Below are 25,578 nucleotides of genomic sequence, written 5' to 3'. Positions count from 1 at the left end.
TCTTTTATGTCTTTTTATTCACATATATAATACCAGCAAACTGAACACACTAATATAACTAATTATGTGTAAAAAGGTGAGATGAAAAATGAGCATTTCTAAATTTGACAAATGTGTTGTAATTGAAGAAAAAATTATAAAGGAAAGAATCGAACAATCTTATAAAATCATCAATGAAACGATAGATAAACCTGATTTAGATAAAATGATTTTTGCAACATCGCATAATATCGCTTTTTGTGACTATTTATTGGGTAAAGAAGTGAAAGATAATAAACGGCTCAATTCATTACTTGATGTTGTTAATAAAAGACGTAAAACAAATTATGAGTTAACAAATTTTTATATTCAGTTTTAATTTCATAACAAAGAAAAACGTTCGTAAAGGTATGTGTAAATTTAAGAACGTTCGAAAAGCATTCTTTAACTTTTACGGATTCATACAAATGTAAAAGTTAGTAATTTTCTATAAGTTCGCAAATGTATACTTTTGCGGACTAATTAAAAGCTATCTTATGTAACACATAGGGTGTGAAAGAAATTTACCCAAAAACGATTACTCTAATCTGAGTAATCGTTTTTGGGTTTTAACCATCTATACATTTTAGTATCATTGTTGCTGCCAGATATACATTAAAATGCGATTTATTATAGCGATTGTAATATAAATAAGTGCCAGAGAATGCTTACCACTAGTGTATAGAGCAACAGAAGGAAGCCCAAATATAAGAAGTTCGAGCAAAATATGAATAGGGGTAGATAGTTGAACGTAAGAACGAGGAGAACCAAAAATTCCCCAAACTACTGCAATTATTAACGGAGCACCTATTGCTAAAAGCACTCTCATTGGCCCTTTTCCAGTTTGAACTCCCCAGTAAGCTAGTGAGCCAAGTGCGAATAATTCCAAAGAAAATCGTAACATCAAATTTAAAGTTTTGATGAAAGGAAGAAGATTCATATTAAATTAATCGTATTCATTGTTTTTACTCACTTGTTTCATCGCATTTATTCCTCTTAAAAAAATATCTACTAACATGAGAAGACTTACATCAAGATCATGGGGGAGACCAAATCCTTTTTTCTGCTCAAGTGAAGCAAACCCATGTAAAATACTTCGTAGCCCTCGTGCAGCGTGTAAAGTTTGCTCCGCCCCTAAGCCATATTCGTTAAGTACTCGAATAACAATATTAATGGTTTCGTTTTGTATGTGCTTAAGTTCCAGGTCATCAGAATTAGGAGAACGAAGCATTGCTTCATACAACCCTGGATGATTACGAACAAAAACTATGTAAGCTTCCCCTAGTGCACGAACTGCATTATCTTGTGAACGTCCTACAGTTGCATGTATTAACGCTTTATAAAGTTGTTCGTAACCATAAATAGCAAGCTTTTTCCTTAATGCTGGTAATCCATTTACGTGGTTATATAGAGAAGGTGGACGGATATTTAGTTTTTTAGCAAGTGAAGCTAATGTTACTTCGTCTAACCCTTGTGTATTTGCCATTTCTGTGGAGGCTTTTAAAATAGTGTCTAAATCGATTCCTGGTCTTGTGGCCATAGTTAGACCCCTTTCTTACTATAGGTTAAATGTGTTTTAAATTTAATCTAGCTTTTGTAATAGCGTTATTTATAGCTTTTTCTGGTTGTTTTATCATTTTCCCATGCCCTACAGCAAGCAATGAAGGCTTGTAATCCAATAATTTGTGAGCGCTGTGAAGTGCAACTTCCTTATTCCATGTAGCCATTGCTGGAAAGGGAAATAAAGGCTGAAGCTGGCCAGTTACTGCTATACCACCCCTTGTTTGAAAGGCATCACCAGCAATTAAGGTATTATTGCGGGTATCAAAAAATGCCATTGAACCTGGCGTATGTCCAGGAGCAACTATCGCAATTAGTGAACCAATTTGGTCACCATCTTTTAGTAAAACGTCTGCTCTAGTTTTTAAATTTCTAGGTATTCCCCCACGTATAGGAGTATTGGGTTCATTAATGTCTAATGTAGTGTCTCCACTCATTAATCGGGCATCTCGATTTGAAATATATACTGAAACACTCGGAAGTAATTGCTTTAACTTATCAAGTGCTCCTACATGATCGTCGTGCGCATGAGTTAGAAGAATGCGTGTTATGGGTTTGTTAATCTTTTTAGCAGCTTGTAGTATTTTCTTGGCACTGTAAGGAAGCGCTGCATCTACCAAAGTTAAACTATCGTCCTCTTCAACTAGGTAACAATTAACTGGGAAAAACCCTGGTAAAAAAATTAATTGATGTAAATTCCCTTCACGAATAACCCTCATAAGAATATCACCTTCTTATATTAGTTTAAAAACTATTTATGTTTATATTTTAACTAATAACGTTAGTTAAAACAAGGTAATATATAAATATTAGCTTTAATTAGCATAAATAACTAATATATTAGAAATGAATTTTAAATGCTAAAACAAAAGAAAAATGCACACACGTATACTTTTACGGATATGCTCCATTCATAGAAGTAAATGAAAAGATCCTACATCATTTTGATGAAGGATCTGCTTTTAGTGTCACGTTGGTCTCTTTGTCTAGATTATTTGAGGAACCTATATGTTAACTACCTGTGTATATGGAGATTTACTTACTTCCCATTATTCCAAAGAAAGAATGTTAAATCTGCTTCACACACAATATTATTATCTACTTTAGCAATGCCATGAGCTTTTGCAACAGCTCCTCGGACGCGTGTCATTTCTACTTCTAAGTATAATTGATCTCCTGGACGAACTTGTTTCTTAAAACGACAATTTTCAATACCAGTTAAAAGGCCTATTTTTTCATAATTTTCTTCTTTTTGCAACATTATAATTCCACTAACTTGAGCCAAAGCTTCAACAATCAATACACCTGGCATAACCGAATAGTCGGGAAAATGTCCATTAAAGAATTCCTCATTGGCTGTAACGTTCTTAACCCCAACTGCATTTTTTCCTTCTCTTAATTCAATAATTTTATCTATTAGTAAAAAGGGATAACGATGGGGTATAATTCTTTGGATTTCTTGGATATCCAGCAAAATTTTTTCTCCTTCTAAACATTACTTTTTAATTCTTTAAATACTTTTGAAATCACTGCGTTTGTTTTTTCTGTAACAACTTCTTTATCTTTAGGCATTTTAGGTACATAAATAGGATCCCCTAAAATGATAAACCTTCTTTTTCTTCCTAATAAGTCTTTTATGGTATGAGGTCCTACATATACTGCTGGTATAATAGGAACACTTCCCCTTGAAGCAATATGAATAGCTCCATTTTTTAACGCTTTCTCTTCTGAGTTTCTTGTTCCACTTGGAAAAATTCCAACTACTTGTTTCTTTTTTAGCAATTGCAAAGGTATTTTTAAGACACTGGGTCCAGGTTTACTTCGATCTACAGGAAATGCATTTAAATTTTTTAAAAGCTTTTTGATAAAAATCTTATTAAATAACTCTTTCTTAGCCATAAAGTGAATAGGAGTCGGATATAATGCTATTCCTAAACACACTACATCAATCCAGCTTTTATGCGTACAAACAACAATAAACGGATCATTTTGAGGAAGTTTTTCTTTGTTTACTGTTTTCATTCTTCCGTTCATCAAAAATAGTATAAGCTGTAGAAATCTTGTTGCAAAGGTATACATTGATTATTTACTCCTTACCTAAATCCCATTTAATAATATGACCTGCGTGGGTAAGTCCTCCTCCAAATCCGTAGAGTAAGAGAATGTCTCCATCTTTTAATTTCCCTTCGTTTATCCCTATTTGTAGTGCTAGAGGAATGGAAACGGAAGAAGTGTTTCCCATGTACTCGACACTAGTTAATGTCTTCTCAACTGGAAACTCTGATCTTTCACATATAGACTCAACCATTCGTAAATTGGCACTGTGTGGAACGAACCAATTTATTTTACTCCTTTGTAGATTTGCTTGTTCTAGCAATTCAGCCATACCTAAAGGAATTGTTCGAGATGCCCACTTATATACTTCCCTTCCATTTTGCACCATCTTGCCACTCGAACTCAAAGGTTGTCCATGCATGGTAGTAGATAAATTGGTACGGTATACATGTTTACCTCCCTTTCCATTTGTACCAATATGCGTAGCAATAAAACTTGGGCGCTCTGCATCACTTTCGACCAAAACAGCTGCAGCCCCATCCCCAAATAGAACACACGTAGTACGATCCGTGTAATCTGTAACCTTCGATAACGTTTCTGCAGTTACGACTAAAACTTTATGATGAAGTCCGGATGTAATAAAGGCGTTTGCCATGTGTAATCCATATGTAAAACCAGCACAGGTAGCGTTAAAGTCTAGAGCCCCAGTTGCCGGAATATCAAAGTAATCTTGTATTTGGGCTGCTACGCTTGGAAATGCATAGTCCGGTGTTGTAGTCGAGACAACGATACATCCTACATCCTTTAAATCTTTCTGATATTGCTCCACTAAGTTTTTAATTGCTTTAATAGCTAGGTCAGAAGAATATTCATTTTTATCAGCAATTCTTCTTTCCTTCATGCCAGTTCGTTTCACAATCCATTCATCGTTCGTATCTACAATTCGTTCTAAATCGTCATTGGTAAGTCTTTTTTCTGGTACGTATGTACCTATTGCTGTAATACGTGAAGTTGATTTCATTGTATTCACCCTTCTTTACTACCAAGATATATAAATTGATATTAGTACTAGGTACTAATAAAGTCAATGATTTTATATGAAAAAATTGTAAAATAAGTATATGCAAGCCTAATAATAAAACATAAACACCTGTGCTGATTCATTCTAGGAAAGAATAAACTAGAAATAAAAAAAGGTTCCTTATTAAATATTAAGGAACCTTCTTTGTTTAATTATCTAAGTTTCTTTTCAACAATTTCATCCTGAAGTTTTTCAATAAAGCTATCTAAATTAAAAGTTTCAGACTTTTCCTCTCCGTGTTTTCGTACATTTACGGAGTTGCTTTCCATTTCCTTATCTCCTAATACCAAAATATAAGGAACCTTCGCCACTTGAGCTTCTCGAATCTTATATCCGAGCTTTTGTTCTCGATTATCTAATTCTACTCGAATCCCTTTCTTTCCTAGAGCTTCTTTAATCTCTTGTGCATATTCCTGATGAACCTTTAGAGAAACTGGAATAACCTTTACCTGTACAGGTGCCAACCATGTTGGGAAGACCCCTCCAAAGTGTTCAATTAAAATCCCAAAGAAACGGTCAAGAGATCCAAAAATAGCACGGTGAATGACAACTGGACGCTGTTTTTCGTTCTTTTCGTTAATATAATTTAAATCAAATTTTTCTGGAAGCTGGAAGTCTAATTGAATTGTTGCACATTGATGACTTCTTTTTAAGGCATCTTTAATATGAAAATCGATTTTAGGACCATAAAATGCTCCGTCGCCTTCATTCAGTTTATAATCAAAGTTCAATTTTTTTAATACGTTTTCTAAAGAGCTTTCCGCAAGTTCCCATAAGCTATCTTCTCCCATGGAGTCTTCTGGTCGAGTTGAAAGTTCGATATCATATTCAAAACCAAATGTTTTGTAGATATAATCAACTAATTCAATGACTGATTTAATTTCACTTTCAATTTGTTCAGGAGTAACAAAGATATGAGCATCGTCCTGACAAAACGTACGTACTCTTAATAATCCATTTAGAGCCCCACTGAATTCGTGACGGTGAACTTGACCGAATTCTCCCATTCGAATGGGTAAATCTCTATAGGAATGGAGCTTATTTTTAAAGATAAGCATATGACCAGGACAGTTCATAGGCTTTAGTGCAAATTTAGCATTATCCACTTCTGAAAAATACATATTATCCTTATAATGATCCCAGTGACCAGACTTTTCCCATAACTGTTGATTCATCATAAAAGGAGTACGTACTTCCTCATAATGATGCTTTTCTTGAACGGATCGCAGGAACTGCTCCAGCTGATTTTTAACCATTTGTCCTTTAGCTAAATAAAAAGGCATTCCTGGTGCTTCATCAGAAAACATAAATAATTCTAGTTCGTTTCCTAATTTTCGATGGTCTCTTTTCGCTGCTTCTTCTAGAAACATTACATACTCATTTAACTGTTTTTGAGAACGAAAAGCTACGCCATATACACGTTGTAACATTTGGTTATCGCTGTTACCTCTCCAGTATGCTCCTGATACTTTTGTTAATTTAAACGCCTTAACCATTCCAGTAGAAGGAAGATGTGGGCCTCGACATAAATCGAAAAATTCCCCTTGTTTATAAATCGTAACTGTTTCATTCATAGGGATATCACGTAATAACTCGAGTTTCAACTCGTCGTTTATCTCGCTAAATATTCTTTCAGCTTCACTACGTGTCACTTCAGTACGTTCAATAGGATGATTTTCATTAATAATTTTCTTCATTTCATGTTCAAGTTGTAGTAACTCATTAGAAGCAATCGTTGTAGAAAGATCCATATCGTAATAAAATCCATCTTCAATAACTGGTCCTACCCCTAACTTCACATTCTTATGTACTCTTTTTACTGCCTGAGCAAGTATGTGGGCTGTTGTATGCCTCATAATTTCTAGACCTTCGTCAGAATCTACTGTTAAGATTTCGATTTCTGCATCTTGATTAATAGCTCGATGCAAGTCATATAATTCTCCATTTACTTTACCCGCAATGGCTTTCTTCTTTAGGCTGGAACTAATGGATTCTGCAATAGCATGTAATGTAATACCTTTTGAAAATTCTTTCTCATTTCCATCTAAAAAGCGAATTTGAATTAAATCTCTACTCATGATAACCTCTCCTATTTAAATAAAGTCAAAAAAAACATACTTATCCCTAAGTAAGGGACGAGTATGTTTTCACACGTGGTACCACCCAAATTCCCATCAATATAAATATATCGATGGCTCTGGTGCTGTAACGTCGCAAACGTTATTAATTACTACTATTTCACTAATAAAGCTCCAAGGTGGTAAATTATCTCTCTTTCTTAAGGGCTCACAGCCAAAGACCCTATTCTCTGCAAAGAATTGTAAAAATAATTCATGTCCTTTTCGTTGCTTACTTATTTATTTTTAAACATAAAAAAACGCACTCATCCCTCTAACAGGGACGAGTGCGGTCGTGGTACCACCCTAATTTTATAAAACACTACAAGTGTTATATTCTCAAAAAGATAACGGATTTCCCGATTGCGGTTACTCTATCTACATATTTCCACACAATAGCTCCAAGGTGGTAAATTATTTCTCTTTCTTAAGGGCTCACAGCCAAAGGCCCTATTCTCTGTAAAGAAATATAAAAATAATTCGTGTCCTTTTCAACGCTCAACATGTTTATTTCCAATAAATAGAATTATAATTTATATTATTTGTAAATGTCAATACTTAATTCTAAATATGTTATTAATTGGATGTATTTATTTAAAAAGATGGTTTATTGGTAGTTCTATTTTTATCTGTATTTTTTGTGTTGTGCACTAGTAAATAACCAAAGAAACTTATAATGCCAAACATAACACCGAACATTATGAACATGGTTTCACTTCTCAAAAATTCTAGTAATGTACCTGACAAAATGGGTCCTATAGACATACCAGTATATCTGACAAAGTTAAATACTCCCATAGCACTAGCTCGATTTTGCTCAAATTGATGGGTCAATATGGTTGCATAGGAAGGTGTTAGGATTCCAATTCCCACCCCATAAATGAATAGGCTTAGCGACATAAGTAATAAAGAAACAGTATGTGTGAGTCCAAATCCTGTAACACTAAATGCGATTAAAAAATTAGTAAAGGTAAATATATTTATAAGAGAAATCTTCTTCTGAATGTATTTGAATAACAGACTTCCGGCTATAAGGCTTATCGTCATAGGAAGATAAAGCAAGCCAACAAGTTTTAGATTTAGATGATAGTGGCTTGTTAATAAAACGGGGAGATAAACCAGAATAGAAAAGTAAATCAAAAAGTTCAAGAAGCTTAATGACAACAATATACTTCCCATCTTATCCTTCATCATTACAAGATAAAAATGAAGACCGTTCCTCTTACTTGTCTTGTGCTTTTTCTGATCTTTAGGATAAAACAACATATTGATAATAAGTAAAAGAATAGATATACCGACTAATGACCAGAAAACACCATCATAATTGTATCGGTCTCCTATAAATCCTCCTAAGATGGGAGCTACTGCAGGAGCAATAGATAACAAGGTTTGATAAGTTCCCATAGCACTACCACGTTCTTCCCCATCAAAAAGATCCGTTATTGTAGCAGCTGCAATCAATGGAATAGCTGCTGTTCCGAGGGCTTGCAAAGATCGAAAAACGAGAAACAACGTAAAGTTACTTGTAACAGCACACCCAATACTAGCCAATACTGTAAGTATAAGACTAGGGAGAAGAATAAAACGACTTCCTTTAAAGTCAAGAATGGTCCCGTAGACTATTTGCATAATAGCTGTAATAAAGATGAACAATGAAACAGTTAAATTAACTAATGTTGTGCTTACATCAAATGAATCCTTAATTAACGGAATAATAGGCGAATAAATATTTTGATTTAAAGATGCAAAAAATGCACTTATACAAACGACGTATAAGATAAAAATAGGTTTTGTATTTGTATGTCCCATATAAATCTCCTACCTTGTAAATAAGTTTTTCCATATAAAAGTATGTTTGACATTCTAAAAGCACCTAATGTGTCTATTCTTGTCTTAATTTATTAATCATCGTTTCAAGGAACTCTAATATAATTTTTTGTTTGTCATCAGAGAAATCATCAATTAAATCATAAAATTGTCGTTTCCTTTTGCTATGTAGTTTTTCGTGAAGTTCAAAAACTTGTTTTCCTTTTGCTGTTAACTTGAAGTAAACCTCTTTCTTATTGTCTGCTAATTGAAATCTTTTAATTAACTCATCTTTCGTTAATTTTCGGGTGATTTTTGTGATATTTGCTTTAGATAAATTCATCCTAGTCGCAATCCCTATATTATTTATAGGTCCATTATTTCCAATGCATTCAATCACGTGGATGCTGCTCATGTTACTGGGTAATGTTCCTATTTCGTTCAGTTCTTTTTCATCAAGATAATCAAAAAATGTTTGGGAGACTGAATCAGCTTTTTGTTCGTTCAGGTGTAATAATTGCAAATAATTTTCGTATATTAACTGTTTAGATAATAGAGACATATTAGTTCCTTACCTTTCTAATGTATAAATAATTAATGTTTACCAGTAAACATTATACTACTAATAAGCTATTAAATTACTATGAAATCTCATTTTAATACAATAAAATGAGATTTCATAGTAATTAAAACCTATTATATTTGCAGATAAAACGCTTATCAATTTACAAAATAAAGAAAAAATGTTGACTTTTACAAATATTTGGATTTAAAATAGTTTTTGTTTACTAGTGAACATTAACTGTTTAATTATAGGAGTTGAAATAGCTATGTCACAAATTCTTTTAGAAAAAATAGCTAAGCCTTTATTTGCTATTGAACCTTTATCACAAAATTGCCAGAGAATTTTTGAAAGAAGAAACCACATATTAATCGGAATTAGCCCCTTTAACAGTAGATTTTCGGAAGAATATATTTATCGACTAATTGAGTGGAGCATTAAAGAGTTTAAGGATGTCTCTGTTCTCTTAGCTGGAAATGAGGCCGCAAATCTTTTGGAAGCTTTAGGAACTTCTAGGGTAAAAGCTGAGCGTAAAGTGAGAAAAGAAGTAAACAGAAATCGTCGATTTGCTGAAAGAGCTCTCAAAGCTCATGGTGGTAATCCTGAAGCTATTTATACATTTTCAGACTTTATTACTCAACCGGTATATTGTGATATGCGTACTAAGATTGAAGAAAGTTTTTTACATCAACCAAACTTTCAAAATGCTTGTTTAGAAATGTCACATGCAGCAATTGTAGGAAGAGCATCTGGGACAAATATGGATATTTCAGTTATTACTTCAGAAATGTTACATAATGCTGTGCAATATGTTTTGGCTGAACTGCCGTTCTTTATTGGAGCACCTAACATCTTGGGTATTCAAGAAACTGTACTTGCTTACCATAAACCTTGGAGGCTAGGTGAACAAATAAAAGATGAGCAATTTTCAATTAGAATGCAACAAAATCAAGGATATATAACTGTCGATGAAATTCAGTAAATTTACACCCTTAAACTTTTAGGAGGAACCGTCTTGAATACATCATTTAAAACTTTTAGTATCTTATCAGAACAGTTTCATGAAGATCCATACCGATATTTTTCAGAACTTCGAGATTTCGATCCTATCCATTATGAGCAAGATATTGATAGCTATTTTATTAGCCGATATAAAGACGTAAGATATGTATTACAAAATACAGAAATCTTTACGACTAAATCTCTTGCTAAACGTGCTGAACCTGTAATGCGTGGACCTGTCCTTGCACAAATGAAAGGAAAGGAACATACAGCAAAACGTAAAATTGTAGTAAAGAGTTTTATAGGTGATTCACTTAAGAGACTCATTCCCTTAATTAAAGAAAACGCAGAAGTGTTATTATCACCACACTTAAGTAAAGGGAGAATTGACTTAGTTAACGATTTTGGAAAAACTTTTGCTGTATATGTCACAATGGATATGCTAGGACTTAACAAAAAAGATCATCAACTTATCGCAGATTGGCACAGTGGAGTTGCTAACTTTATCACTACTATACAGTTGTCATCTGAAGAACGTGATCATTCATTATGGTGCAGTGAACAACTAGCAAACTACCTTTTACCCATTATAGAAGAGCGTCGACAAAACCCAAAATCAGATCTCATTTCAATATTATGTCAGTCTGAGTATGAAGGAGTTGAGATGTCCGATACGAACATTTTGGCACTTATCCTTAATGTACTATTAGCAGCTACCGAACCTGCAGACAAGACATTGGCATTGTTAATGTATTATTTATTAAATAATCCGTTACAAATGCAAGATGTGATGGAAGATCGTTCATTATTATCAAGAGCAATTGCCGAAACTCTAAGGTTTAAACCACCAGTACAACTTATACCAAGGCAATTATCGCAAGATGCGAAAATAGCCGATAGATTACTACCTAAAGGTTCAACAGTATTCTGTATGATTGGGGCTGCCAATCGAGATCCTGAAGCGTTTGATAATCCTGATACTTTTAACATTCATCGTCCTGACCTTGACGTCAAAACGGCTTTCACAGGTATTGCTCGACATGTGGCTTTCGGTTCTGGCATACACAACTGTGTAGGAGCTGCCTTTGCAGGAACAGAAATTGAAGTAGTAGCTAACATTGTTTTAGATCAACTACAAAACATGAAATTAGAAGAAGGATTTCATTACACGGAAAGTGGTCTTTATACACGTGGACCCGTTTCTCTTCCATTAACGTTTGATCCTATTAAAGGCTAAGATAATAAATTGTATACAATTAAGCAAGTGGATTTACGACATGCTCATTAGACATGTCGTAAACCTACTTCTATATTTGTTTGGTCCACTCATTTAAAAACTTAATAATTATTTTTAACTCTACTTCTGAAAATTTATTAAGTAATTCTACATATCTTTTCTCTGCTATTTCATGCATTTTATCATGAATTTCAGCTAACTCCTCCCCTTCCTTTGTCAAGGAATAAAAGGTTTCCCTATTATTATGGATATTCTTGTTTGCTAGAACAATGCCATGTCCCACAAGTGTATTAATAGCCTTAGATACAGCAGGTTTTGAGATATTAAGTTCTTTAGAAAGAAGAGCATTGTTTACATATTGGTCTTTATTTATTAATGAAACAATATGTAATTGAGTAATTGTCCATTTTTTATTCGTACTATTTACACTTTGAGTTAGTTTATTAGCTAGTATTTTCCTACTTTGAACCTTTTTTTCTCTAGTCATAATTAGAGATTCAATAGCTTGGAACGCTTGCTTATGAAGAGCTTCCATCAGAAACACACCTTCTTCAATATAATCGTTAACTGGTTAACTATATATAATAGTTTACTGATTAACGATTATATTGTCAAGTTCATTTGATTTAGGCTTTGCATACAATATAACTGATTGATAGGATACATTAGCCTTCTCTGTTTATAAAAAAATTAATATATACGGCTGCCTTTTTATAATAGGTTCCGGAAACATGTCTTATGTTAACTACAAAAGTATACTTTTACGAACTTATAGAAAACCTATATTTTTATTAAATTGGTGTAAAATCGCTTTATATGACCACTGGAACTGAATAACTACCTAACATATGATATGATGGATAATTAAGGAATTAATGTATAGGTAGCGAGGGAATTTCAAATGAGAAAGTTGAAAGAATCTTACTTTTGGGTTGTAGCAGGGCTCCTGTTGTCTAGTGCCTTTGTCAATTTTGTTTGGAAAGGAAAAACTTGGCCAGGATACTATACTTTGTGTACATTATTGATATTAATCATTATAAAGATAATGCTATTTAACTATGAAAAGAGTGAGAATGAAAAAAAGTAATACATCACACTTTAGGTTTGCTGTATTACTTTTTTATTTGGCCATAATTTGCTAACACCTTACATTGTGAATTAGGTAGTTACATATAGAGGAATGAAAAAGGAGGCTAAGTGTGGGATTATTTTTTAGAAGGATTGACTCTGATAAAGATAGTAAATATAGACGATGGTTAAATTCCATGTTGCCAGTCGCGATGCTAATAAACTTCATAAATAGTTTGTTTCTAAATTGGGGATGGCTTTCTTGGACAATGGCCATTGTAATTGGCATACTGGCTATTTTAATATTTAAGGAATATAAAGGTGAGAATTAAAGGCTGCATAAAACATCTGTTTTTTATATGTGTACCGGAAAGAGACATTATGGTAACTAACATTAATAAGTAAGGCTATTTATGTTAGAGTGTACATAGAAACATGTATGAGTTTGGAGGCAGAGTCGTGAAACGTGCAATAGGGATATTTCTTCTTGCTCAAGCTTTATTAACGTACTTAACTATTAAGATGATGTATACTCCGTTTATCGTTAAAACATTACATAGAAATACTGGAGTTATGACAGTTTCATATAGTTACCCTTTAATGTACTGGTTAATTTGTATAGCTTCGGGCATTATGCTTATAGTGGGAACGTATCTAGTTTTCGCCAAAGAAAGAAAGCAGGAAACTGTATAACTGGACGGATACTATCGTCCTTACGGACAAACCCATGATAGTCCCGAAAGGGAGCTAACTTCTCGTTGGTCTCTCGTAGGAACATAAGGTTGTGGCTATCTTCTGAGGAAAGAAACGTACTGTTATGTATACCTCCATTTGGAGCGTCGGCGTACGTTTTACTTACGATATGGTGTGTGATGAGGATACGACAGCAAATGGACCTGCAATAGGAGGCTTGAGCCGATGTGTCTTGAAAGGGACTCGCACGGTTCTTAGGGGAGGAAGGGGCAGTGATGCCCCTAACTTACCCGACGTAACTAGCTTCGCATACGGTATGCATTAAAACAAAGAACTTATTTAATTAAAATTTTGTAAGCAAACTAACCTAAATGAAAAAGTTAATGTGAGTTATATTGGAGTCCATTGGTCGAAATATATCAGTGGACTTTAACTTTTACTTGTTTTAAACTGAAAATAAATGTAAGATATAAATTGCATAAAGTAATATATATCTTACATGAGTTTTATATAGATAAGAGGTGGGTTTATCTTGGTTAATAGAATTAAGATTGCACGCATAGAGAAGAATTTAACTCAAAAGGATTTGGCTAGTAAAGTAAATGTTACTAGACAGACAATTGGGTTAATTGAAGCTGGTAAGTATAATCCTTCATTAAAATTATGTATTGATATTGCAAAAACATTAAATAAGACTCTAGACGAACTATTTTGGGAGAGAGAGCAATGAATAAATTTAAAAAAATATTACGTATTACAGAACATGATGATGAAAGAGTTCAGGCATTAGAGTACAGATCTTATGCTGAAGCAGGTTTTCTTATTGCTGTGTTGTCAGCACTAGATGTAATCATTAGAGGTCTGGTATTAGGCCATCCGTTGAGTGAATGGGGTATGAGCCTGTTCATTTTAATCATTTACATAATCTATGTTGGATCTAGACAAATTACAATGAGAATAACTAAAGATGACTTATTAGAGGAAAATGAGAAAGAGAAAAATAGAGCAGAGGAAGTTTCTACTTTACTTGGTATTGCACTCTTTGTGATATGGAGAAAGGTTATCTTAAAAGAAAGCTTAATTCCTTCAGGCTTACTAAATTGGATTGAGAATATTGGTGTTTTTATAGTTATCTTCATCATTACGTACGGGATGACGTATTTATTCAGAAATAAAAAACAGAGTGAAATATAGAAACATTGCTTATGTTTATTTAAGATTAATAATATAAGCATAAAAAGAAAACTTGCAGTAAAAGGCGTTTTCTTTTTATTTATACCAATAACTAACTGTGATTATGGTAACTAGATTTTCACATCGTATCCACTTAAATAAAAAAGCAGCCAATAAAAAACAGCACTGTCCATTCAAATGGGATAGTGCTGTTTTTTATTAGTTTATTATATAGATCAATACTGCTATTAAGTTAGGAAAAGCAATTGAAATAAACTTTTTAGAATCCTCTAAACGACTTTTATGTTTTTTTCTGTCGGAGGTTGATAATCGTTTATTACCTAAACTATAAATTAAAAAATCTACAGAAAGCACTATAGATACTAATCCTATAGCTCCACATAAGTAATAAACAAAACTCCAAATTCCTGAAAAATAAGAAATAGATAGTACGATAAGTAGTGCAATTACGCCCGTTATGAGTCCTTTTTTCATTTGATAATCCCTCTTTTTTAAAAGTAATCCACCTATATATTACCATTATATTTCTTTTTTGTGAGAGCGTACCTAGAGAATTCATTATGTTAACTCACTTTATATGTTATTTAAGAAACCATACATAAAAGTAGCCATATAACAGGATTGCAACTACAAGTTGACAATGTTCATCTGTAATAAGATGGAAAAATAACGTTGTATTTGAGATGATTAATCTATCGAAAGATAGGAGGTCATTATTATATGACATTTGGTGAAAAACTTTTTAAATTAAGAAAAGAAAAAGGTCTCTCACAAGAAGCTTTAGCCGAAAAGGTAAATACAACAAGACAGGCGATTAGTAAGTGGGAAAATGGCCAGGGCTTTCCCGAGACTGAAAAGCTCTTAATGTTAGGAAATATATTTGAAGTCTCAATTGATTATTTGTTAAAAGATACAGTAGTGCAAGAGAGCACCCGTGAAAAAGGCTATTATGTCAGTAAGGAAATGGCTGAAGGGTTTTTAGCCTATCAAGGGAAAGCATACAAATATGTATCCCTAGGGATTAGCTTACTCATCCTATCGAGCATACCTTATTGGTTGTTTGACCAAAACAAAGCACTTTCTACATTTTTAATTATTTTAATTGCTACATTTGGTGTGGGCGTTATCGTTTCTACCGTTTTTTTAGGAGGCCATCAGTATAAGGTACTTAGTAAAGAACCTTTGCTACTGGATCATCATTATCTAAAAGAATTATCTATAAAATATACTCATACTAAAAAGAAGTATGCTGTTGTAATGGTAGTAGGGTTTTGCTTATTAGCAGCAGGCATAATGCCTTTCTTATTTGAAAGAAAGGGCATTGTTTCAGGAGATTTAGTTCCTTATTATCCCTTCTGTTTGGGTATGATTGCTATAAGCTCATATATCCTACTTCGAACACTCCCTATTCTTTATTCGTATACGTTGTTAGTAAATAACGAAGAGTATGTAAATAGATTAAGCTTTAAACTTTTAAAGAAAGGAAAAAAGAAATTAGAAGAGATGTAAGTAAGCAGACTCATTGAACAGTTATGTCTCAATGAGTCTGCTTACTTTTTACAAAATACAGGTTACCTAGAATGTTGCTTATGTTAACTAACTTTGTATATCGTATACAGGGCTAGTGTTCCAAAGGTTATAAAAGAACAACCTGTTAGAATGGTTAATGTTTTTGCTATACGCATTGGGAACCTGTTCCATAATTTAATTAAAACTTCAAGCTCAATATAACCACTTACTCCAATAGGGCTTTCACTCTTGTAATCATTCTTTTTCATTTTAAATAGAGATGAGTAGAAAATAATAATTCCCCACACAAGAGACAATCCTGCTATAAAGGTTAACAAAGTATTTACCTCCCGTTTAATTTTAATTTTTTCACCTCATAAAAAGAGCTTTAAACCTTACGAAATATATTTAAGGCTTAAAGCAAAATAAATAATAAACGACATAACTAAGTAGCAACTAATAATTCCTATTCTTAAACGTTTAGAACGTCCTTTTAGCCAGCCCCACCTTTTATCGTCATAGTCGAAAATAAAATAGTCCGCAATGATCGATAAAATAATGATAATACTTACTATTAGTACACTCATTCTTAGTCCCCCTTCATTATTTGCAACTATTAAATAATATAACAAAATAACCAATAAATAACAAAAGGGTATCTAGAAAATCCATTGTGTTAACTTCCTTTGTATACGATATCCATTCATTTCCCTATCCTTATATTATGTTAAAATGTAATTATAAGGAAAAAAGGGAATGTTTAATATGTTTACAGTTGGGATCGATCTAAAGAAAACAGAAAAAGAATTAATTATAAAATGGCAACTTGCTAAATTTAATATTCCACTAGAAGATATTATTGAAGTTACAGAAGACAATACGTATGGAGGTAAAGACGCTGATGCAATCTGTATAGGGCCTCCCTATGGAACAACTGATCGAATTTTCATTAAAACTAAGAAGCAAAATTATATACTTTTCACTACAAACAGAACAACGATACTAAACAGAATAAATTCATAATTAATTATTCTTATATACATATAATAGGTATTCAACGGTAAGGAGGGGGAAAACATTAGCAAAATTATTAGAGTTGTAATTGGTTTAATCAGTAATATTATTCTGTTCATTTTTGGAATCAGAGGTTTATTAATAAATGAACCAATACCATTTGCTTCTTACCTCTTTACGACAAGTGGATTAATTGGGATTATTGCTCTTCTGATGGAATTGAAAAAGAGAAATAATACTGAATCTAAGACTTCTAAACAAATATAGATACCTGCGCTTAGAATTGATATTCTAAGCGTCTTTTATTATTGATTTCCGATAACTGTGATTATTTAAAATTGATGTTTATATTGTACGATTTCGGAAGCTATTCCTATAATTTATTCTCTGTTAACCAATGGTTTACACAGTGTTACTAAGCGTTTGTGGTAGTTACACCATAAATGTTATAAGGTGGTACATGAGGGGGCGATGGTACATGGAATTAGGAGAACAATTACAAAAGTTAAGAGAACAAAAAAACATGTCTAGAGAAGAATTAGCTCAAGAGATGAATGTATCTAGGCAGGCTGTATATAAGTGGGAGAATAATAAAGGATATCCTGATATTGAAAACCTTATTAAGTTGAGCGATTTATACAATATAACGTTAGATAAATTAATTAAAGGTGACCATTCTTTTCAAAAAAAAATAGTAATAGATAAAAAAAAGAACAACATCGAGGATTTATCTGATCCTGGTTTTTTAATTGGTATCATTCTTGTATTTGTAGGATTATTTTTAGATTTAGGTACATTTTCAGCAGGTATTACAATACTAGGTTTTTTAACGATGTTTCTTTATGAGGATTTTAAGAAAATGTTTTGGACTATAAAAAAGGATTTTAAGAAAGAAAAGTGAGAAAAAGCCTTTAGACTGAAGCTAAAGGCTTTTTTTCTACCGATAAGGTGTATTATATTGACTAGCTGTGTATATGGTATACATTTAACTTGATAAGGTCATTTTTTATGTTTTCAAGATAAATACTCCCAAAATATAGTCAAACTCTAAGAAAATATTTATGTGTAACAAGAATCGTATGAATGCGTTATAAAAGTAGATTTATTTACGAGGTTCAATATAATAATAAACACCAAACTTTTCATTGATTTTCGGTGTAACTTCACCGCCTTCTGTTTCAATTGGTATATTTTTGTCCTCTGCTGTTCCTGTATAAGCAGTGAATTTTTTTCCTGATTGTGTTTCTGTATCCCAACTTACGGGAGTAGAAGGGTTATTACCACTCTTAATTCCAATGTTTGCGCTCTCTCTGTACCAAGCATACTTACCATTCTGCTTAGCTATGTTAGCTATACCGATGACTATATCCTTATTTTCTTCTTCTAACTTGTAAAAAACAAATGTTTCACCATTTTCTTTCATTTCTCCAACAATATTTTCCTTTGTATTTAGATCGCCGTCTTTAATCCCTTGATTAATAGCTTTATCCTGCGTTGTAAACCATTTTAATTTGTTATCATTTCCATTCGAACAACCGGTAATAATAAGCAATAATAATAATATAGTTAAAACCCTCTTCAAACTATGACTCCTCCTCTATAAATTACAGTATATAACATATTTATTTTACTACATTGCAGTTACTTTTTTCACTTTAATGGAATAAAAGTTAAAAATTGTGTTTTAATAGATATTGGAATATTTATTAAAATGAACGGGGATTGTCGAAATGCACAATATAAAATTCAATTATTTAACCGAATTATGCTCAAGGTATCAGCAAGACAAATTTTTTATTGAAGAAATTCCTCTCTCTATTTTATCCAAGGCAAATAAAAGGTTTAACATTTCAAATAATGAAGAAGTAGTTGCTTTTCTCGACTGTACGATATTTGGATCGGGGAAAATTGGTGTGTGTTTTACCGATAAGGGGTTAAGGTGGAAAAATCTAAGTGGTGAATTAGGCAATATTGAATGGACTGAATTCGGTAAAGTCAATCAAATTACAGTTCAAAATAATGTCGAAGTTCATTTCGACAATAGAAAAGCATGTTTAATAGGTGGAGGAAATACGTATCCAATCCCATTATTTATAGAACTTTTAACAAGTATAAGAGATTTCTTAAACGAATATTCGTACGAATTACTTGTAAAACCGCACAATGTTTCTTCTTCTGTAACGTATAATGACTTGATGAATATAAGTACATTATTTGAGAAATATGAAGAAGCTTTTGAGCCTAATAATGGCCTGTTAGTAAATCAGCATATTCCTTCAGATTTGAAAAAGAAAATAATAAAGTATTTTAATTTACAACCTAATAAAGAGATTGTTGCTTTTTTATGTACGTTTCCTTTAAAGAAGACAGACGGTATTATTATTGGTGAAAATGGAATTTATTTTAGAGAAATATTCATCTCTCTTTATTATCCCTGGTATGTATTCCGAACGTTGCCTTTATACTTATCAGAAGATGAGCTTAATATTGGGAAAGATAATATTTTTCATCTTACTCATGCCAAAATGGAAGGTACAGAGATTCTACTTTTTCTAAAAAAACTTCAAGAGTATGCTAATTCTGCTTATGAGAATGTTCCTGATGTAGTTGATCTCGACGCTGCTAACACTAAAATTTAAAAGTTACGTTATATATTAATTAAAACCCACTTCATAATAAGATGAGACCCTGAAGTGGGTTTTTGACGCTTCTTGGAAGCCGTTTTATGTTAACTAAAAGGCGAAAAAGCCATCTTTGGGGAAGATGGCTTTTTCTACTGATAAATATTAGGTTGTAAGTGGAGTCCTAAAAGACTTCTCGAATAGTTTGCTCAATTTAATACACTTTATTCTTACACAACATATCCATTGCTTTTTCTAAAAGTAAAATGTCTTGCCTCATCATTACTTTCATATCGTCGAGATCAAGTTGAATATATTCTCCTTTTAAACGTTCTAATTCCCTCACGAACAGAGATCCAGTATAGTACCCGTAATTTGTTTCCAATGCATATCTCCTTTGTGTGCTATTAATATGTGTAGTTCCCTTTTATTCAGGTTAACAACCAATAAAAGTAAATTAACTTAAAAAATAATCCCTTGCCCATCAGGCAAAGGATTTCAAATTTATTGGAAAAGGGGAACACGTTAGTAGTCTTGCCAGATTTGTAGATTCATATACATATAACTTTAAAAATAAATATTTTAATTGAATAACCTCTTTTAAAACAACTTTATTTAAGTGATATTATTTGTTGAGTAAATATTAAAGTATGTTAGTTATTAATAAGGTTTCACCATTTACTTTATGTGACGACAAATTGTGAGTTTTTCTATAACTCTCTATCATCTAAAAAGGTACACCTTTTTAGACTATTTAGAATCAAATGACCAAATGTCTATTTAGTTAATAAATTTAATCTTTATGGACGTATAAAAAGTATTTTACCTTTATAGACGAGATGTGATATTTAACTTTAGTTAACATAAAACGTATTGCAAGAACACCGAAAAGTCCGTAAAGGTATACTTTTATGGACAGTGTATTTGAATTTATTTTAAAAAGTTAAAGGAATAAAGCAAAAAAAAACACCTCTTATTATATAGTTGACTCAGTCAATCATAAAACATACAATATAATTGACTGAGTCAAACAATAACCTCGAGGAGGGTTACTTAAATGAATGCAATCAAGGGTGTAGAAAAAATAAGAAAGTTTAACCGATATTATGCAAATACTTTAGGGAAATTAGACCAAGAAATTTATAATGACTCCTTTCAACTTACAGAAGCTCGGGTTATAAATGAGATTCATTCAAGAAGTGGATGTACATCCACTGAAGTGGGAGAAACTTTGGGAATAGATCGGGGCTATATGAGTAGGATTATTCAACGATTTGAAGAAGAAAAAATAGTTATAAAAAAACAATCATCAATCGATAAACGTCAATACCTATTATATCTAACTGATTATGGAGAAATAATCCACAAAGACCTAGTTGAACATTCAAACCAAAAAGTTGGAGAAATGATACAGGACATTTCGAATGCTGACTTATCAAAGCTGCTAACATCTATGGAAATTATCGAAGGTATATTCTCCAAAAAACATTCTTCTCAACCAAAAGTATCCATTCGTTCATTTAAGCCTGGGGATGTTGGTTACGTGGCTCACCTTCATGGACAACTTTATGATGGAACATACAAATTTGGACAAATGTTTGAGTATTACGTTATGAAAGGGTTAACAGAATTTATGATTAATTCCGAAGGAGGGGACCTATGGATTGCTGAAGTAGATGGCAAAGTTGCTGGTTCAATTGCCATTACTAAATCTTCAGATACAGTAGCTCAATTACGCTGGTTTGTTCTGGATGAAAAATATCAAGGAATGGGATTAGGAAAGAAATTAATGGAGACTGCTATGAATTTCTGCAAGGAAAAAGGTTACCGCCATATCTTTTTATGGACAGTAAGCATCCTTGGAGCAGCTCGTCATCTTTACAAAAAGTACGGTTTTGAATTAACAGAAGAGAAGCCAAATGAGGAATGGACAGGAAGCCCTTTAATTGAAGAGCGATGGGATCACTTTCTTTCCAACGAACAGAAAATTCTGTAACAACAAAACCTTTAATTCCAAATGTTGAATTGTAGATTCATTTACACTGGGTGTAAGCTTTATGATATTCGAAAGTGTTGTTTGAGTGGATAATGATTAGCAAGATAAAAAGCCACCCAGTATTTGCAGGACAGGTGGCTTTTCACTATTAAAATGCATGTGCAAAAATATAATAACATATTACTTTCATAAAGACTATATTTTACCGTACAAGCATATGAATAAAGCGTGCGCTTTTTATACATGTCTCTTGCCTCCGTCTTCGAGAGAAACCTTGTGAGATCAACGATGTATAAAAAGCTGCATAACTCATAATTGAGACCTCTTTCGAACCCTTACTCCCATAAGGGTTCTCTTTTTTGATGTGTTTCGGAAAGAGACATTATGTTAACTACCTTTGTATATCTTATTCATTCATTTCTCTCTCTTTATAATGTGTTAAAATGTAATTATAAAGAAAAAGAGGTGTTTATTTGAAAAAGATCACAAAGAAATATGCATTTATTTTAACAGGATTTTTATTTGGTTATCTGCTTTTAGTAGCGTTTGGTGTAGATATTTCTACTAATACTTTCAAACTGTTTATTCCTGTAGCAGTTGCAGGAATAGCATTTGGAGAAATTATAAATGTAACAGTTAAACGAAACAAAACAGAATTAAATTAGAATGACAAAAGCTTATCTATCTATAGGTAGATAAGCTTTTTATTTCCGGGAATCTGGATTATGGTAACTGGATTGGTATATTGTATTCATTCTGAATAAATACATAAATTTTGATATAATGTAATTATTAGGTAAGTGATAGTTAGGAGTGCTGTATTTGCATTTAAATTATATTGGGATGTTAGTAGGACTAATAATAGCTTTAATAAATATTTTTGATCCCCAATTTGAAGGGTTTATGCGTTGGGTTATTGTTAGTGTTGGATTATTAGCATGTATACTTCATTTAAAAATAATTTTAGGGAAAAAACGTAATAAAGCAGTTAAGGAAAATGGAACAAGAAGTTAAAAGTTAGAAAAAGGATTATCTATGGGACATAAAGTTTCCTTTGTGGTACCTAGAAATGGTTTTATGTTGACTACAGCTATAAGACATGCGCTCTTTAGTAAGCATTAAAATTTAATTATAAAGAAGAATAAGTGTAAATATCTTAGTAATAAATGTTAAAAAAACCCTTTTTTGTTAATAAAAACTATGGTAGTATTTGTTTTAGTTAAAGATTACTAAAAAAGGAGAATGCGGTTTATGAAAGCTTTAAAAAGTAAATTTTTAGTGAGAATGTCTTTTTTGTTAACTATGACATTTATGATTGTTTCAGCTTTACCAGCAGTATCACATGCTGAAGAAAATGTAGAAGTAGACATTGATCCAGTCACAGAAAGAATAATTGAGATTAATGAGAAGTATGATATTGGAGAGCCTTTTTCGGATGAAGATGCCAAGTTTATTCTCGAAAATACAGAAAGTGTTGAACAAAATGAGCCAGGAAAAATGTCTACAAAAGTAATTATTGGAAGTGGAAAAAGAAATTTTGATGTACCCAAAACTTTTGAAGGACTAGGTGTTAACATAAAGGGAAGTTTATATGCTAATGTCAACAACCCTCTTAATAATAGATATAGTGCACAGTTTACTGCAAAAGTCACTAAGGGAAAGAGTACAAAACTTGTAGCTTCCCTTTCTCATACAGCCTATGGTTTACTTGGAGATAAAAAAGTTGGTAAAATATACTCTAGGACTATGACTCAGAGTGGTACGAAAACGGTCTCATTCTCTAATGGTTCTCATTACAGTGGGGCAGTAACGAACTTTAACATGATTGTAAAAGGCACTGCATATGCTAAAGGAAATCAAGTAGCTGCAATGTTTACACCATAAGTAATTAACGGGAGGGGTTATTGTGGGATTTGGTTCAGGAATGATTATAGTTCCTCTATTGATTGTATTAATTATTTGGGCTTTATTTAAAGTTAAAAATTGGTGGACAACTAGAAATAATAATTAATTTTTTATAATTCTTAATTTCAGAATTAACTTTACACAAGAGAAATGGGCTGCTCAATAAGGTGGTTTCACTTTATGAGCAACCTATTTTTTAGTTTGTATGATAATAAACCTTTTATAAATAAGCTACTTTTAGAAATTCAAGAAATTTTTTATTATTTTACATTTTCAAGAGGGTAATACGATACAGATTATGGATAAGGTATATTTGAATCTGTTTACTAGAATAGAAAGAATAAGTTAGTGTTCTATGTAGATTTATAAAAATACATACATATAATTTAAATTAATACCTACATCTATTTTTATACTCAGTAAATTAGTCTTACCAAGAAAATATAGCATTCAAGCCTAAAGGCTTGAGAGATAAATAAAAACAGCCATAAAATGGGCTGTTTTTATTTTAATCCAACTATTTCATCTCTTAAAACCTTCACATATATGTATTTATAGAATAGAAAACCAATTCCAACGCCAATGGTGTTTAGTAGTAAGTCATCTACATCAAAGCTTCTATATGTAAATCCTATGATTGAAGAAATAGTAAATTGTAATGATTCAATAAGAAGAGAAACTAAAAAACCTATAAGTACAATTGTCTTAAATTTTATTAGTTTAGGGAATAAAATTGGAATGAAAATTGCCAAAGGAAACAACAAAATAAGATTTCCACCTAGTTGATGAATCATTGACATGATAAAATTCCCATCCATTGCTCCAATAATGGATTTTAAAGGAATAAAGTTATTTACTTCATTGTCTCCACTACTAATTCGGTATTGTATTAAATTATCATCTACAGGCATAGGAAAGAATGTTACAGATAGCAACCCTATAAAATAAAAGATTGACAATAACAACATAAAAACCTTTTCAAATTTATATCTTTTCTTTAAGAATATACAATTAAACAAAAGAATGAATATAACAATACCTAAAACCCACGAACCATAAATAAAAGGAAACACTTCTGTTAACATTTTTTTACACCTTTCAAGATTTCTTGCATTAAGATAACTAAAAGGACAATTATAGCATATTATACAAATAACCTGTCCTTTCCTTCATATAGTCGGTATGTAAAAAGAATTAGATCTGTATGAGCTGTTCACTTCTAAATAAAGATTTTATTTTAATTTTTTCTATTTTATGAAATAATTGTATGGTTCGTTCGACATATAACAATTATTTTATAAGGAGAGGAAAGAATGAGGTTAATAAGAAACATCTTATTTCTTAGTTGTCTTTCATTAGTGCTTGCAGCCTGTCAAAATGATAATACAGCTTCAAGTACTAAGAATAAGGATTTAGATTCCATTCTCAATGATGTGTCTGATGAATACGCAGTTGTAAGCATGGGGGCGGACTCAAATAGCGTAGAAGTAGAGGTAGAGGATACGGAGGATGCGAACAAGGTAAAAGCATATATTATACGTCAATTGAAAGAGAATGGTTTGAACGTTTATAAAGTTAATGTTCGTGAGAGAAATGTTAAACAATTAGAAAAAGAGAATCGTTGGTTGAGGATTGAAAATCGTGTTTATGGACATTTACAAGACAATAAAGAATACAAAGATGTAACTTACAAAATAACTAAAGTTCCATTAAATCAACCTGTTACAGTTGCTATCGTTACTCCTATCACTAAATCTGATGGAAATGCCCAAGAGTATAGTGAAAAACTTAAGAAAGAAGTAAATACTTTTCTTCAAACTAAAGAAATAAAAGAGCAAACTAAAGGTGATTCTTACAAAATTGTTATCTATGATCAAGATAATCAAGTAATAAGCTAACGAATACATAACTATAATAAAGTCCCAATAATTATATAATACTTCTTGGGACTTTATTTATTCCTAAAATGTTGATTATGTTGATTAGAAATGAATAGCATCGGCAAAGCATTTTAAGCTTTATATTGTAAAGTTACTTGTTTGTTTTACGATAATCTCTGAAATAATAGATTATAAAAATTGAAATAAAGAAACCAATGAAAAGTCCGATAAGACTTTCTATTTGAATATCTTTATCTCCA

The 25,578-nt window shown here is 32.0% G+C and carries 32 protein-coding genes and 2 other annotated features; of the genes, 16 read left to right on the top strand and 16 right to left on the bottom strand.

The window, feature by feature from the left end; all coding sequences use genetic code 11:
• Positions 1–88 precede the first annotated feature (88 nt).
• On the top strand, positions 89–358 hold the full coding sequence (locus tag WKH56_RS32250; protein ID WP_342837478.1) for a hypothetical protein: 270 nt from the start codon (positions 89–91) through the stop codon (positions 356–358).
• 252 nt (positions 359–610) lie between these two features.
• Here WKH56_RS32250 and WKH56_RS32245 read toward each other — a convergent pair whose 3' ends face one another.
• From WKH56_RS32245 to WKH56_RS32205, 9 genes are all read right to left on the bottom strand, one after another.
• Entirely contained in the window at positions 611–922 is a 312-nt protein-coding gene (locus tag WKH56_RS32245) for a YrdB family protein (protein WP_342837477.1), read from the bottom strand.
• 42 nt (positions 923–964) lie between these two features.
• Positions 965–1,558, bottom strand: a complete 594-nt coding sequence (locus WKH56_RS32240) for a TetR/AcrR family transcriptional regulator (RefSeq protein ID WP_342837476.1) — start codon at positions 1,556–1,558, stop codon at positions 965–967.
• Between the two features lie 25 nt (positions 1,559–1,583).
• Positions 1,584–2,297 carry an MBL fold metallo-hydrolase gene (locus WKH56_RS32235; RefSeq protein ID WP_342837474.1) on the bottom strand — a complete coding sequence of 238 codons (714 nt, stop codon included), beginning with the start codon at positions 2,295–2,297 and terminating at the stop codon, positions 1,584–1,586.
• A gap of 320 nt (positions 2,298–2,617) precedes the next feature.
• Entirely contained in the window at positions 2,618–3,052 is a 435-nt protein-coding gene (gene fabZ / locus WKH56_RS32230) for a 3-hydroxyacyl-ACP dehydratase FabZ (protein ID WP_342837472.1), read from the bottom strand.
• 14 nt (positions 3,053–3,066) lie between these two features.
• The gene (locus WKH56_RS32225; RefSeq protein WP_342837470.1) at positions 3,067–3,600 is read right to left on the bottom strand and encodes a lysophospholipid acyltransferase family protein; all 534 of its coding nucleotides are present in this window, start codon (positions 3,598–3,600) and stop codon (positions 3,067–3,069) included.
• Between the two features lie 64 nt (positions 3,601–3,664).
• Positions 3,665–4,654: a ketoacyl-ACP synthase III gene (locus tag WKH56_RS32220; RefSeq protein ID WP_335707933.1), complete on the bottom strand. Its 990-nt coding sequence runs from the start codon at positions 4,652–4,654 to the stop codon at positions 3,665–3,667.
• 212 nt (positions 4,655–4,866) lie between these two features.
• Entirely contained in the window at positions 4,867–6,792 is a 1,926-nt protein-coding gene (gene thrS / locus WKH56_RS32215; RefSeq protein ID WP_342837466.1) for a threonine--tRNA ligase, read from the bottom strand.
• A 50-nt stretch (positions 6,793–6,842) separates the two neighbouring features.
• Positions 6,843–7,069: a binding site (T-box leader), on the bottom strand.
• Positions 7,070–7,107: 38 nt separating this feature from the next.
• Positions 7,108–7,335 (bottom strand) — a binding site (T-box leader).
• 90 nt (positions 7,336–7,425) lie between these two features.
• Entirely contained in the window at positions 7,426–8,640 is a 1,215-nt protein-coding gene (locus WKH56_RS32210; RefSeq protein WP_335708502.1) for an MFS transporter, read from the bottom strand.
• Between the two features lie 73 nt (positions 8,641–8,713).
• The gene (locus WKH56_RS32205; protein ID WP_342837461.1) at positions 8,714–9,199 is read right to left on the bottom strand and encodes a MarR family transcriptional regulator; all 486 of its coding nucleotides are present in this window, start codon (positions 9,197–9,199) and stop codon (positions 8,714–8,716) included.
• Positions 9,200–9,467: 268 nt separating this feature from the next.
• Here WKH56_RS32205 and WKH56_RS32200 point away from each other — a divergent pair, with 268 nt between their 5' ends.
• Together WKH56_RS32200 and cypX are read left to right on the top strand one after the other, a co-directional pair.
• Positions 9,468–10,181, top strand: a complete 714-nt coding sequence (locus tag WKH56_RS32200) for a tRNA-dependent cyclodipeptide synthase (protein ID WP_335708411.1) — start codon at positions 9,468–9,470, stop codon at positions 10,179–10,181.
• Positions 10,182–10,214: 33 nt separating this feature from the next.
• On the top strand, positions 10,215–11,438 hold the full coding sequence (gene cypX, locus WKH56_RS32195; RefSeq protein WP_342837459.1) for a pulcherriminic acid synthase: 1,224 nt from the start codon (positions 10,215–10,217) through the stop codon (positions 11,436–11,438).
• Positions 11,439–11,508: 70 nt separating this feature from the next.
• Here cypX and WKH56_RS32190 read toward each other — a convergent pair whose 3' ends face one another.
• Entirely contained in the window at positions 11,509–11,973 is a 465-nt protein-coding gene (locus WKH56_RS32190) for a MarR family transcriptional regulator (protein WP_335708410.1), read from the bottom strand.
• A gap of 664 nt (positions 11,974–12,637) precedes the next feature.
• Between WKH56_RS32190 and WKH56_RS32185 the strand changes: the two genes are divergently transcribed.
• From WKH56_RS32185 to WKH56_RS32170, 4 genes are all read left to right on the top strand, one after another.
• Positions 12,638–12,838 (top strand): hypothetical protein, encoded by a 201-nt coding sequence (locus WKH56_RS32185; protein WP_342837457.1) that lies wholly within the window; start codon positions 12,638–12,640, stop codon positions 12,836–12,838.
• 127 nt (positions 12,839–12,965) lie between these two features.
• On the top strand, positions 12,966–13,199 hold the full coding sequence (locus WKH56_RS32180) for a hypothetical protein (RefSeq protein WP_342837455.1): 234 nt from the start codon (positions 12,966–12,968) through the stop codon (positions 13,197–13,199).
• Between the two features lie 532 nt (positions 13,200–13,731).
• Positions 13,732–13,929: a helix-turn-helix transcriptional regulator gene (locus WKH56_RS32175; RefSeq protein WP_430156355.1), complete on the top strand. Its 198-nt coding sequence runs from the start codon at positions 13,732–13,734 to the stop codon at positions 13,927–13,929.
• Positions 13,926–14,393 (top strand): DUF6773 family protein, encoded by a 468-nt coding sequence (locus tag WKH56_RS32170; RefSeq protein WP_342837453.1) that lies wholly within the window; start codon positions 13,926–13,928, stop codon positions 14,391–14,393. Before WKH56_RS32175 ends, WKH56_RS32170 begins: the two co-directional genes overlap by 4 nt.
• A 198-nt stretch (positions 14,394–14,591) precedes the next feature.
• On the opposite strand, the gene WKH56_RS32165 is transcribed toward WKH56_RS32170, so the two are convergent.
• Positions 14,592–14,867 (bottom strand): DUF5316 family protein, encoded by a 276-nt coding sequence (locus WKH56_RS32165; protein WP_342837452.1) that lies wholly within the window; start codon positions 14,865–14,867, stop codon positions 14,592–14,594.
• Positions 14,868–15,113: 246 nt separating this feature from the next.
• On the opposite strand from WKH56_RS32165, the gene WKH56_RS32160 reads away from it, so the two are divergent.
• A complete protein-coding gene (locus WKH56_RS32160) occupies positions 15,114–15,902 on the top strand; it encodes a helix-turn-helix domain-containing protein (RefSeq protein ID WP_342837451.1) in 789 nt (262 codons plus the stop codon).
• A gap of 83 nt (positions 15,903–15,985) precedes the next feature.
• On the opposite strand, the gene WKH56_RS32155 is transcribed toward WKH56_RS32160, so the two are convergent.
• Both WKH56_RS32155 and WKH56_RS32150 read right to left on the bottom strand, forming a co-directional pair.
• Positions 15,986–16,240 carry a hypothetical protein gene (locus WKH56_RS32155; RefSeq protein WP_226556650.1) on the bottom strand — a complete coding sequence of 85 codons (255 nt, stop codon included), beginning with the start codon at positions 16,238–16,240 and terminating at the stop codon, positions 15,986–15,988.
• Positions 16,241–16,297: 57 nt separating this feature from the next.
• Positions 16,298–16,489: a hypothetical protein gene (locus WKH56_RS32150; protein ID WP_043981794.1), complete on the bottom strand. Its 192-nt coding sequence runs from the start codon at positions 16,487–16,489 to the stop codon at positions 16,298–16,300.
• Between the two features lie 178 nt (positions 16,490–16,667).
• Between WKH56_RS32150 and WKH56_RS32145 the strand changes: the two genes are divergently transcribed.
• Together WKH56_RS32145 and WKH56_RS32140 are read left to right on the top strand one after the other, a co-directional pair.
• Positions 16,668–16,925 (top strand): SunI/YnzG family protein, encoded by a 258-nt coding sequence (locus tag WKH56_RS32145; protein ID WP_342837499.1) that lies wholly within the window; start codon positions 16,668–16,670, stop codon positions 16,923–16,925.
• Positions 16,926–17,394: 469 nt separating this feature from the next.
• Positions 17,395–17,817, top strand: a complete 423-nt coding sequence (locus WKH56_RS32140; RefSeq protein ID WP_342837448.1) for a helix-turn-helix domain-containing protein — start codon at positions 17,395–17,397, stop codon at positions 17,815–17,817.
• A gap of 201 nt (positions 17,818–18,018) precedes the next feature.
• Here WKH56_RS32140 and WKH56_RS32135 read toward each other — a convergent pair whose 3' ends face one another.
• Positions 18,019–18,498: a hypothetical protein gene (locus WKH56_RS32135; RefSeq protein WP_226556652.1), complete on the bottom strand. Its 480-nt coding sequence runs from the start codon at positions 18,496–18,498 to the stop codon at positions 18,019–18,021.
• 148 nt (positions 18,499–18,646) lie between these two features.
• Here WKH56_RS32135 and WKH56_RS32130 point away from each other — a divergent pair, with 148 nt between their 5' ends.
• Entirely contained in the window at positions 18,647–19,555 is a 909-nt protein-coding gene (locus WKH56_RS32130; protein WP_342837446.1) for a hypothetical protein, read from the top strand.
• A gap of 196 nt (positions 19,556–19,751) precedes the next feature.
• Here WKH56_RS32130 and WKH56_RS32125 read toward each other — a convergent pair whose 3' ends face one another.
• Positions 19,752–19,922, bottom strand: coding sequence for a hypothetical protein (locus tag WKH56_RS32125; RefSeq protein WP_342837445.1), 171 nt, complete (start codon positions 19,920–19,922; stop codon positions 19,752–19,754).
• Between the two features lie 672 nt (positions 19,923–20,594).
• On the opposite strand from WKH56_RS32125, the gene WKH56_RS32120 reads away from it, so the two are divergent.
• The 4 genes from WKH56_RS32120 to WKH56_RS32105 all read left to right on the top strand — a co-directional run bounded on the left by WKH56_RS32120 (position 20,595) and on the right by WKH56_RS32105 (position 23,417).
• Complete coding sequence (locus WKH56_RS32120; protein ID WP_342837443.1) at positions 20,595–21,533, top strand: bifunctional helix-turn-helix transcriptional regulator/GNAT family N-acetyltransferase; 939 nt, start codon at positions 20,595–20,597, stop codon at positions 21,531–21,533.
• Positions 21,534–22,006: 473 nt separating this feature from the next.
• Positions 22,007–22,198 carry a hypothetical protein gene (locus WKH56_RS32115; RefSeq protein ID WP_342837442.1) on the top strand — a complete coding sequence of 64 codons (192 nt, stop codon included), beginning with the start codon at positions 22,007–22,009 and terminating at the stop codon, positions 22,196–22,198.
• A gap of 157 nt (positions 22,199–22,355) precedes the next feature.
• A complete protein-coding gene (locus WKH56_RS32110; RefSeq protein ID WP_088568260.1) occupies positions 22,356–22,547 on the top strand; it encodes a hypothetical protein in 192 nt (63 codons plus the stop codon).
• 237 nt (positions 22,548–22,784) lie between these two features.
• Positions 22,785–23,417 carry a hypothetical protein gene (locus WKH56_RS32105; protein WP_048022128.1) on the top strand — a complete coding sequence of 211 codons (633 nt, stop codon included), beginning with the start codon at positions 22,785–22,787 and terminating at the stop codon, positions 23,415–23,417.
• A gap of 524 nt (positions 23,418–23,941) precedes the next feature.
• Here WKH56_RS32105 and WKH56_RS32100 read toward each other — a convergent pair.
• A complete protein-coding gene (locus WKH56_RS32100) occupies positions 23,942–24,523 on the bottom strand; it encodes a VanZ family protein (RefSeq protein WP_342837441.1) in 582 nt (193 codons plus the stop codon).
• A 228-nt stretch (positions 24,524–24,751) separates the two neighbouring features.
• Between WKH56_RS32100 and WKH56_RS32095 the strand changes: the two genes are divergently transcribed.
• Positions 24,752–25,336, top strand: coding sequence for a DUF4030 domain-containing protein (locus WKH56_RS32095; RefSeq protein ID WP_342837440.1), 585 nt, complete (start codon positions 24,752–24,754; stop codon positions 25,334–25,336).
• Positions 25,337–25,578 lie beyond the last annotated feature (242 nt).

It is taken from the genome of Priestia sp. SB1 (genome assembly GCF_038898415.1).
This window is presented reverse-complemented; position numbering and strand designations above follow the sequence as displayed.

Coding starts and splice junctions, on each gene's coding strand:
- WKH56_RS32250 (WP_342837478.1), top strand. CDS start 89: ATGAGCATTTCTAAATTTGACAAATGTGTTGTAATTGAAGAAAAAATT.
- WKH56_RS32245 (WP_342837477.1), bottom strand. CDS start 922: ATGTTACGATTTTCTTTGGAATTATTCGCACTTGGCTCACTAGCTTAC.
- WKH56_RS32240 (WP_342837476.1), bottom strand. CDS start 1,558: ATGGCCACAAGACCAGGAATCGATTTAGACACTATTTTAAAAGCCTCC.
- WKH56_RS32235 (WP_342837474.1), bottom strand. CDS start 2,297: ATGAGGGTTATTCGTGAAGGGAATTTACATCAATTAATTTTTTTACCA.
- WKH56_RS32225 (WP_342837470.1), bottom strand. CDS start 3,600: ATGAAAACAGTAAACAAAGAAAAACTTCCTCAAAATGATCCGTTTATT.
- WKH56_RS32220 (WP_335707933.1), bottom strand. CDS start 4,654: ATGAAATCAACTTCACGTATTACAGCAATAGGTACATACGTACCAGAA.
- thrS (WP_342837466.1), bottom strand. CDS start 6,792: ATGAGTAGAGATTTAATTCAAATTCGCTTTTTAGATGGAAATGAGAAA.
- WKH56_RS32210 (WP_335708502.1), bottom strand. CDS start 8,640: ATGGGACATACAAATACAAAACCTATTTTTATCTTATACGTCGTTTGT.
- WKH56_RS32205 (WP_342837461.1), bottom strand. CDS start 9,199: ATGTCTCTATTATCTAAACAGTTAATATACGAAAATTATTTGCAATTA.
- WKH56_RS32200 (WP_335708411.1), top strand. CDS start 9,468: ATGTCACAAATTCTTTTAGAAAAAATAGCTAAGCCTTTATTTGCTATT.
- WKH56_RS32190 (WP_335708410.1), bottom strand. CDS start 11,973: ATGGAAGCTCTTCATAAGCAAGCGTTCCAAGCTATTGAATCTCTAATT.
- WKH56_RS32170 (WP_342837453.1), top strand. CDS start 13,926: ATGAATAAATTTAAAAAAATATTACGTATTACAGAACATGATGATGAA.
- WKH56_RS32165 (WP_342837452.1), bottom strand. CDS start 14,867: ATGAAAAAAGGACTCATAACGGGCGTAATTGCACTACTTATCGTACTA.
- WKH56_RS32160 (WP_342837451.1), top strand. CDS start 15,114: ATGACATTTGGTGAAAAACTTTTTAAATTAAGAAAAGAAAAAGGTCTC.
- WKH56_RS32150 (WP_043981794.1), bottom strand. CDS start 16,489: ATGAGTGTACTAATAGTAAGTATTATCATTATTTTATCGATCATTGCG.
- WKH56_RS32145 (WP_342837499.1), top strand. CDS start 16,668: ATGTTTACAGTTGGGATCGATCTAAAGAAAACAGAAAAAGAATTAATT.
- WKH56_RS32140 (WP_342837448.1), top strand. CDS start 17,395: ATGGAATTAGGAGAACAATTACAAAAGTTAAGAGAACAAAAAAACATG.
- WKH56_RS32130 (WP_342837446.1), top strand. CDS start 18,647: ATGCACAATATAAAATTCAATTATTTAACCGAATTATGCTCAAGGTAT.
- WKH56_RS32120 (WP_342837443.1), top strand. CDS start 20,595: ATGAATGCAATCAAGGGTGTAGAAAAAATAAGAAAGTTTAACCGATAT.
- WKH56_RS32105 (WP_048022128.1), top strand. CDS start 22,785: ATGAAAGCTTTAAAAAGTAAATTTTTAGTGAGAATGTCTTTTTTGTTA.
- WKH56_RS32100 (WP_342837441.1), bottom strand. CDS start 24,523: ATGTTAACAGAAGTGTTTCCTTTTATTTATGGTTCGTGGGTTTTAGGT.
- WKH56_RS32095 (WP_342837440.1), top strand. CDS start 24,752: ATGAGGTTAATAAGAAACATCTTATTTCTTAGTTGTCTTTCATTAGTG.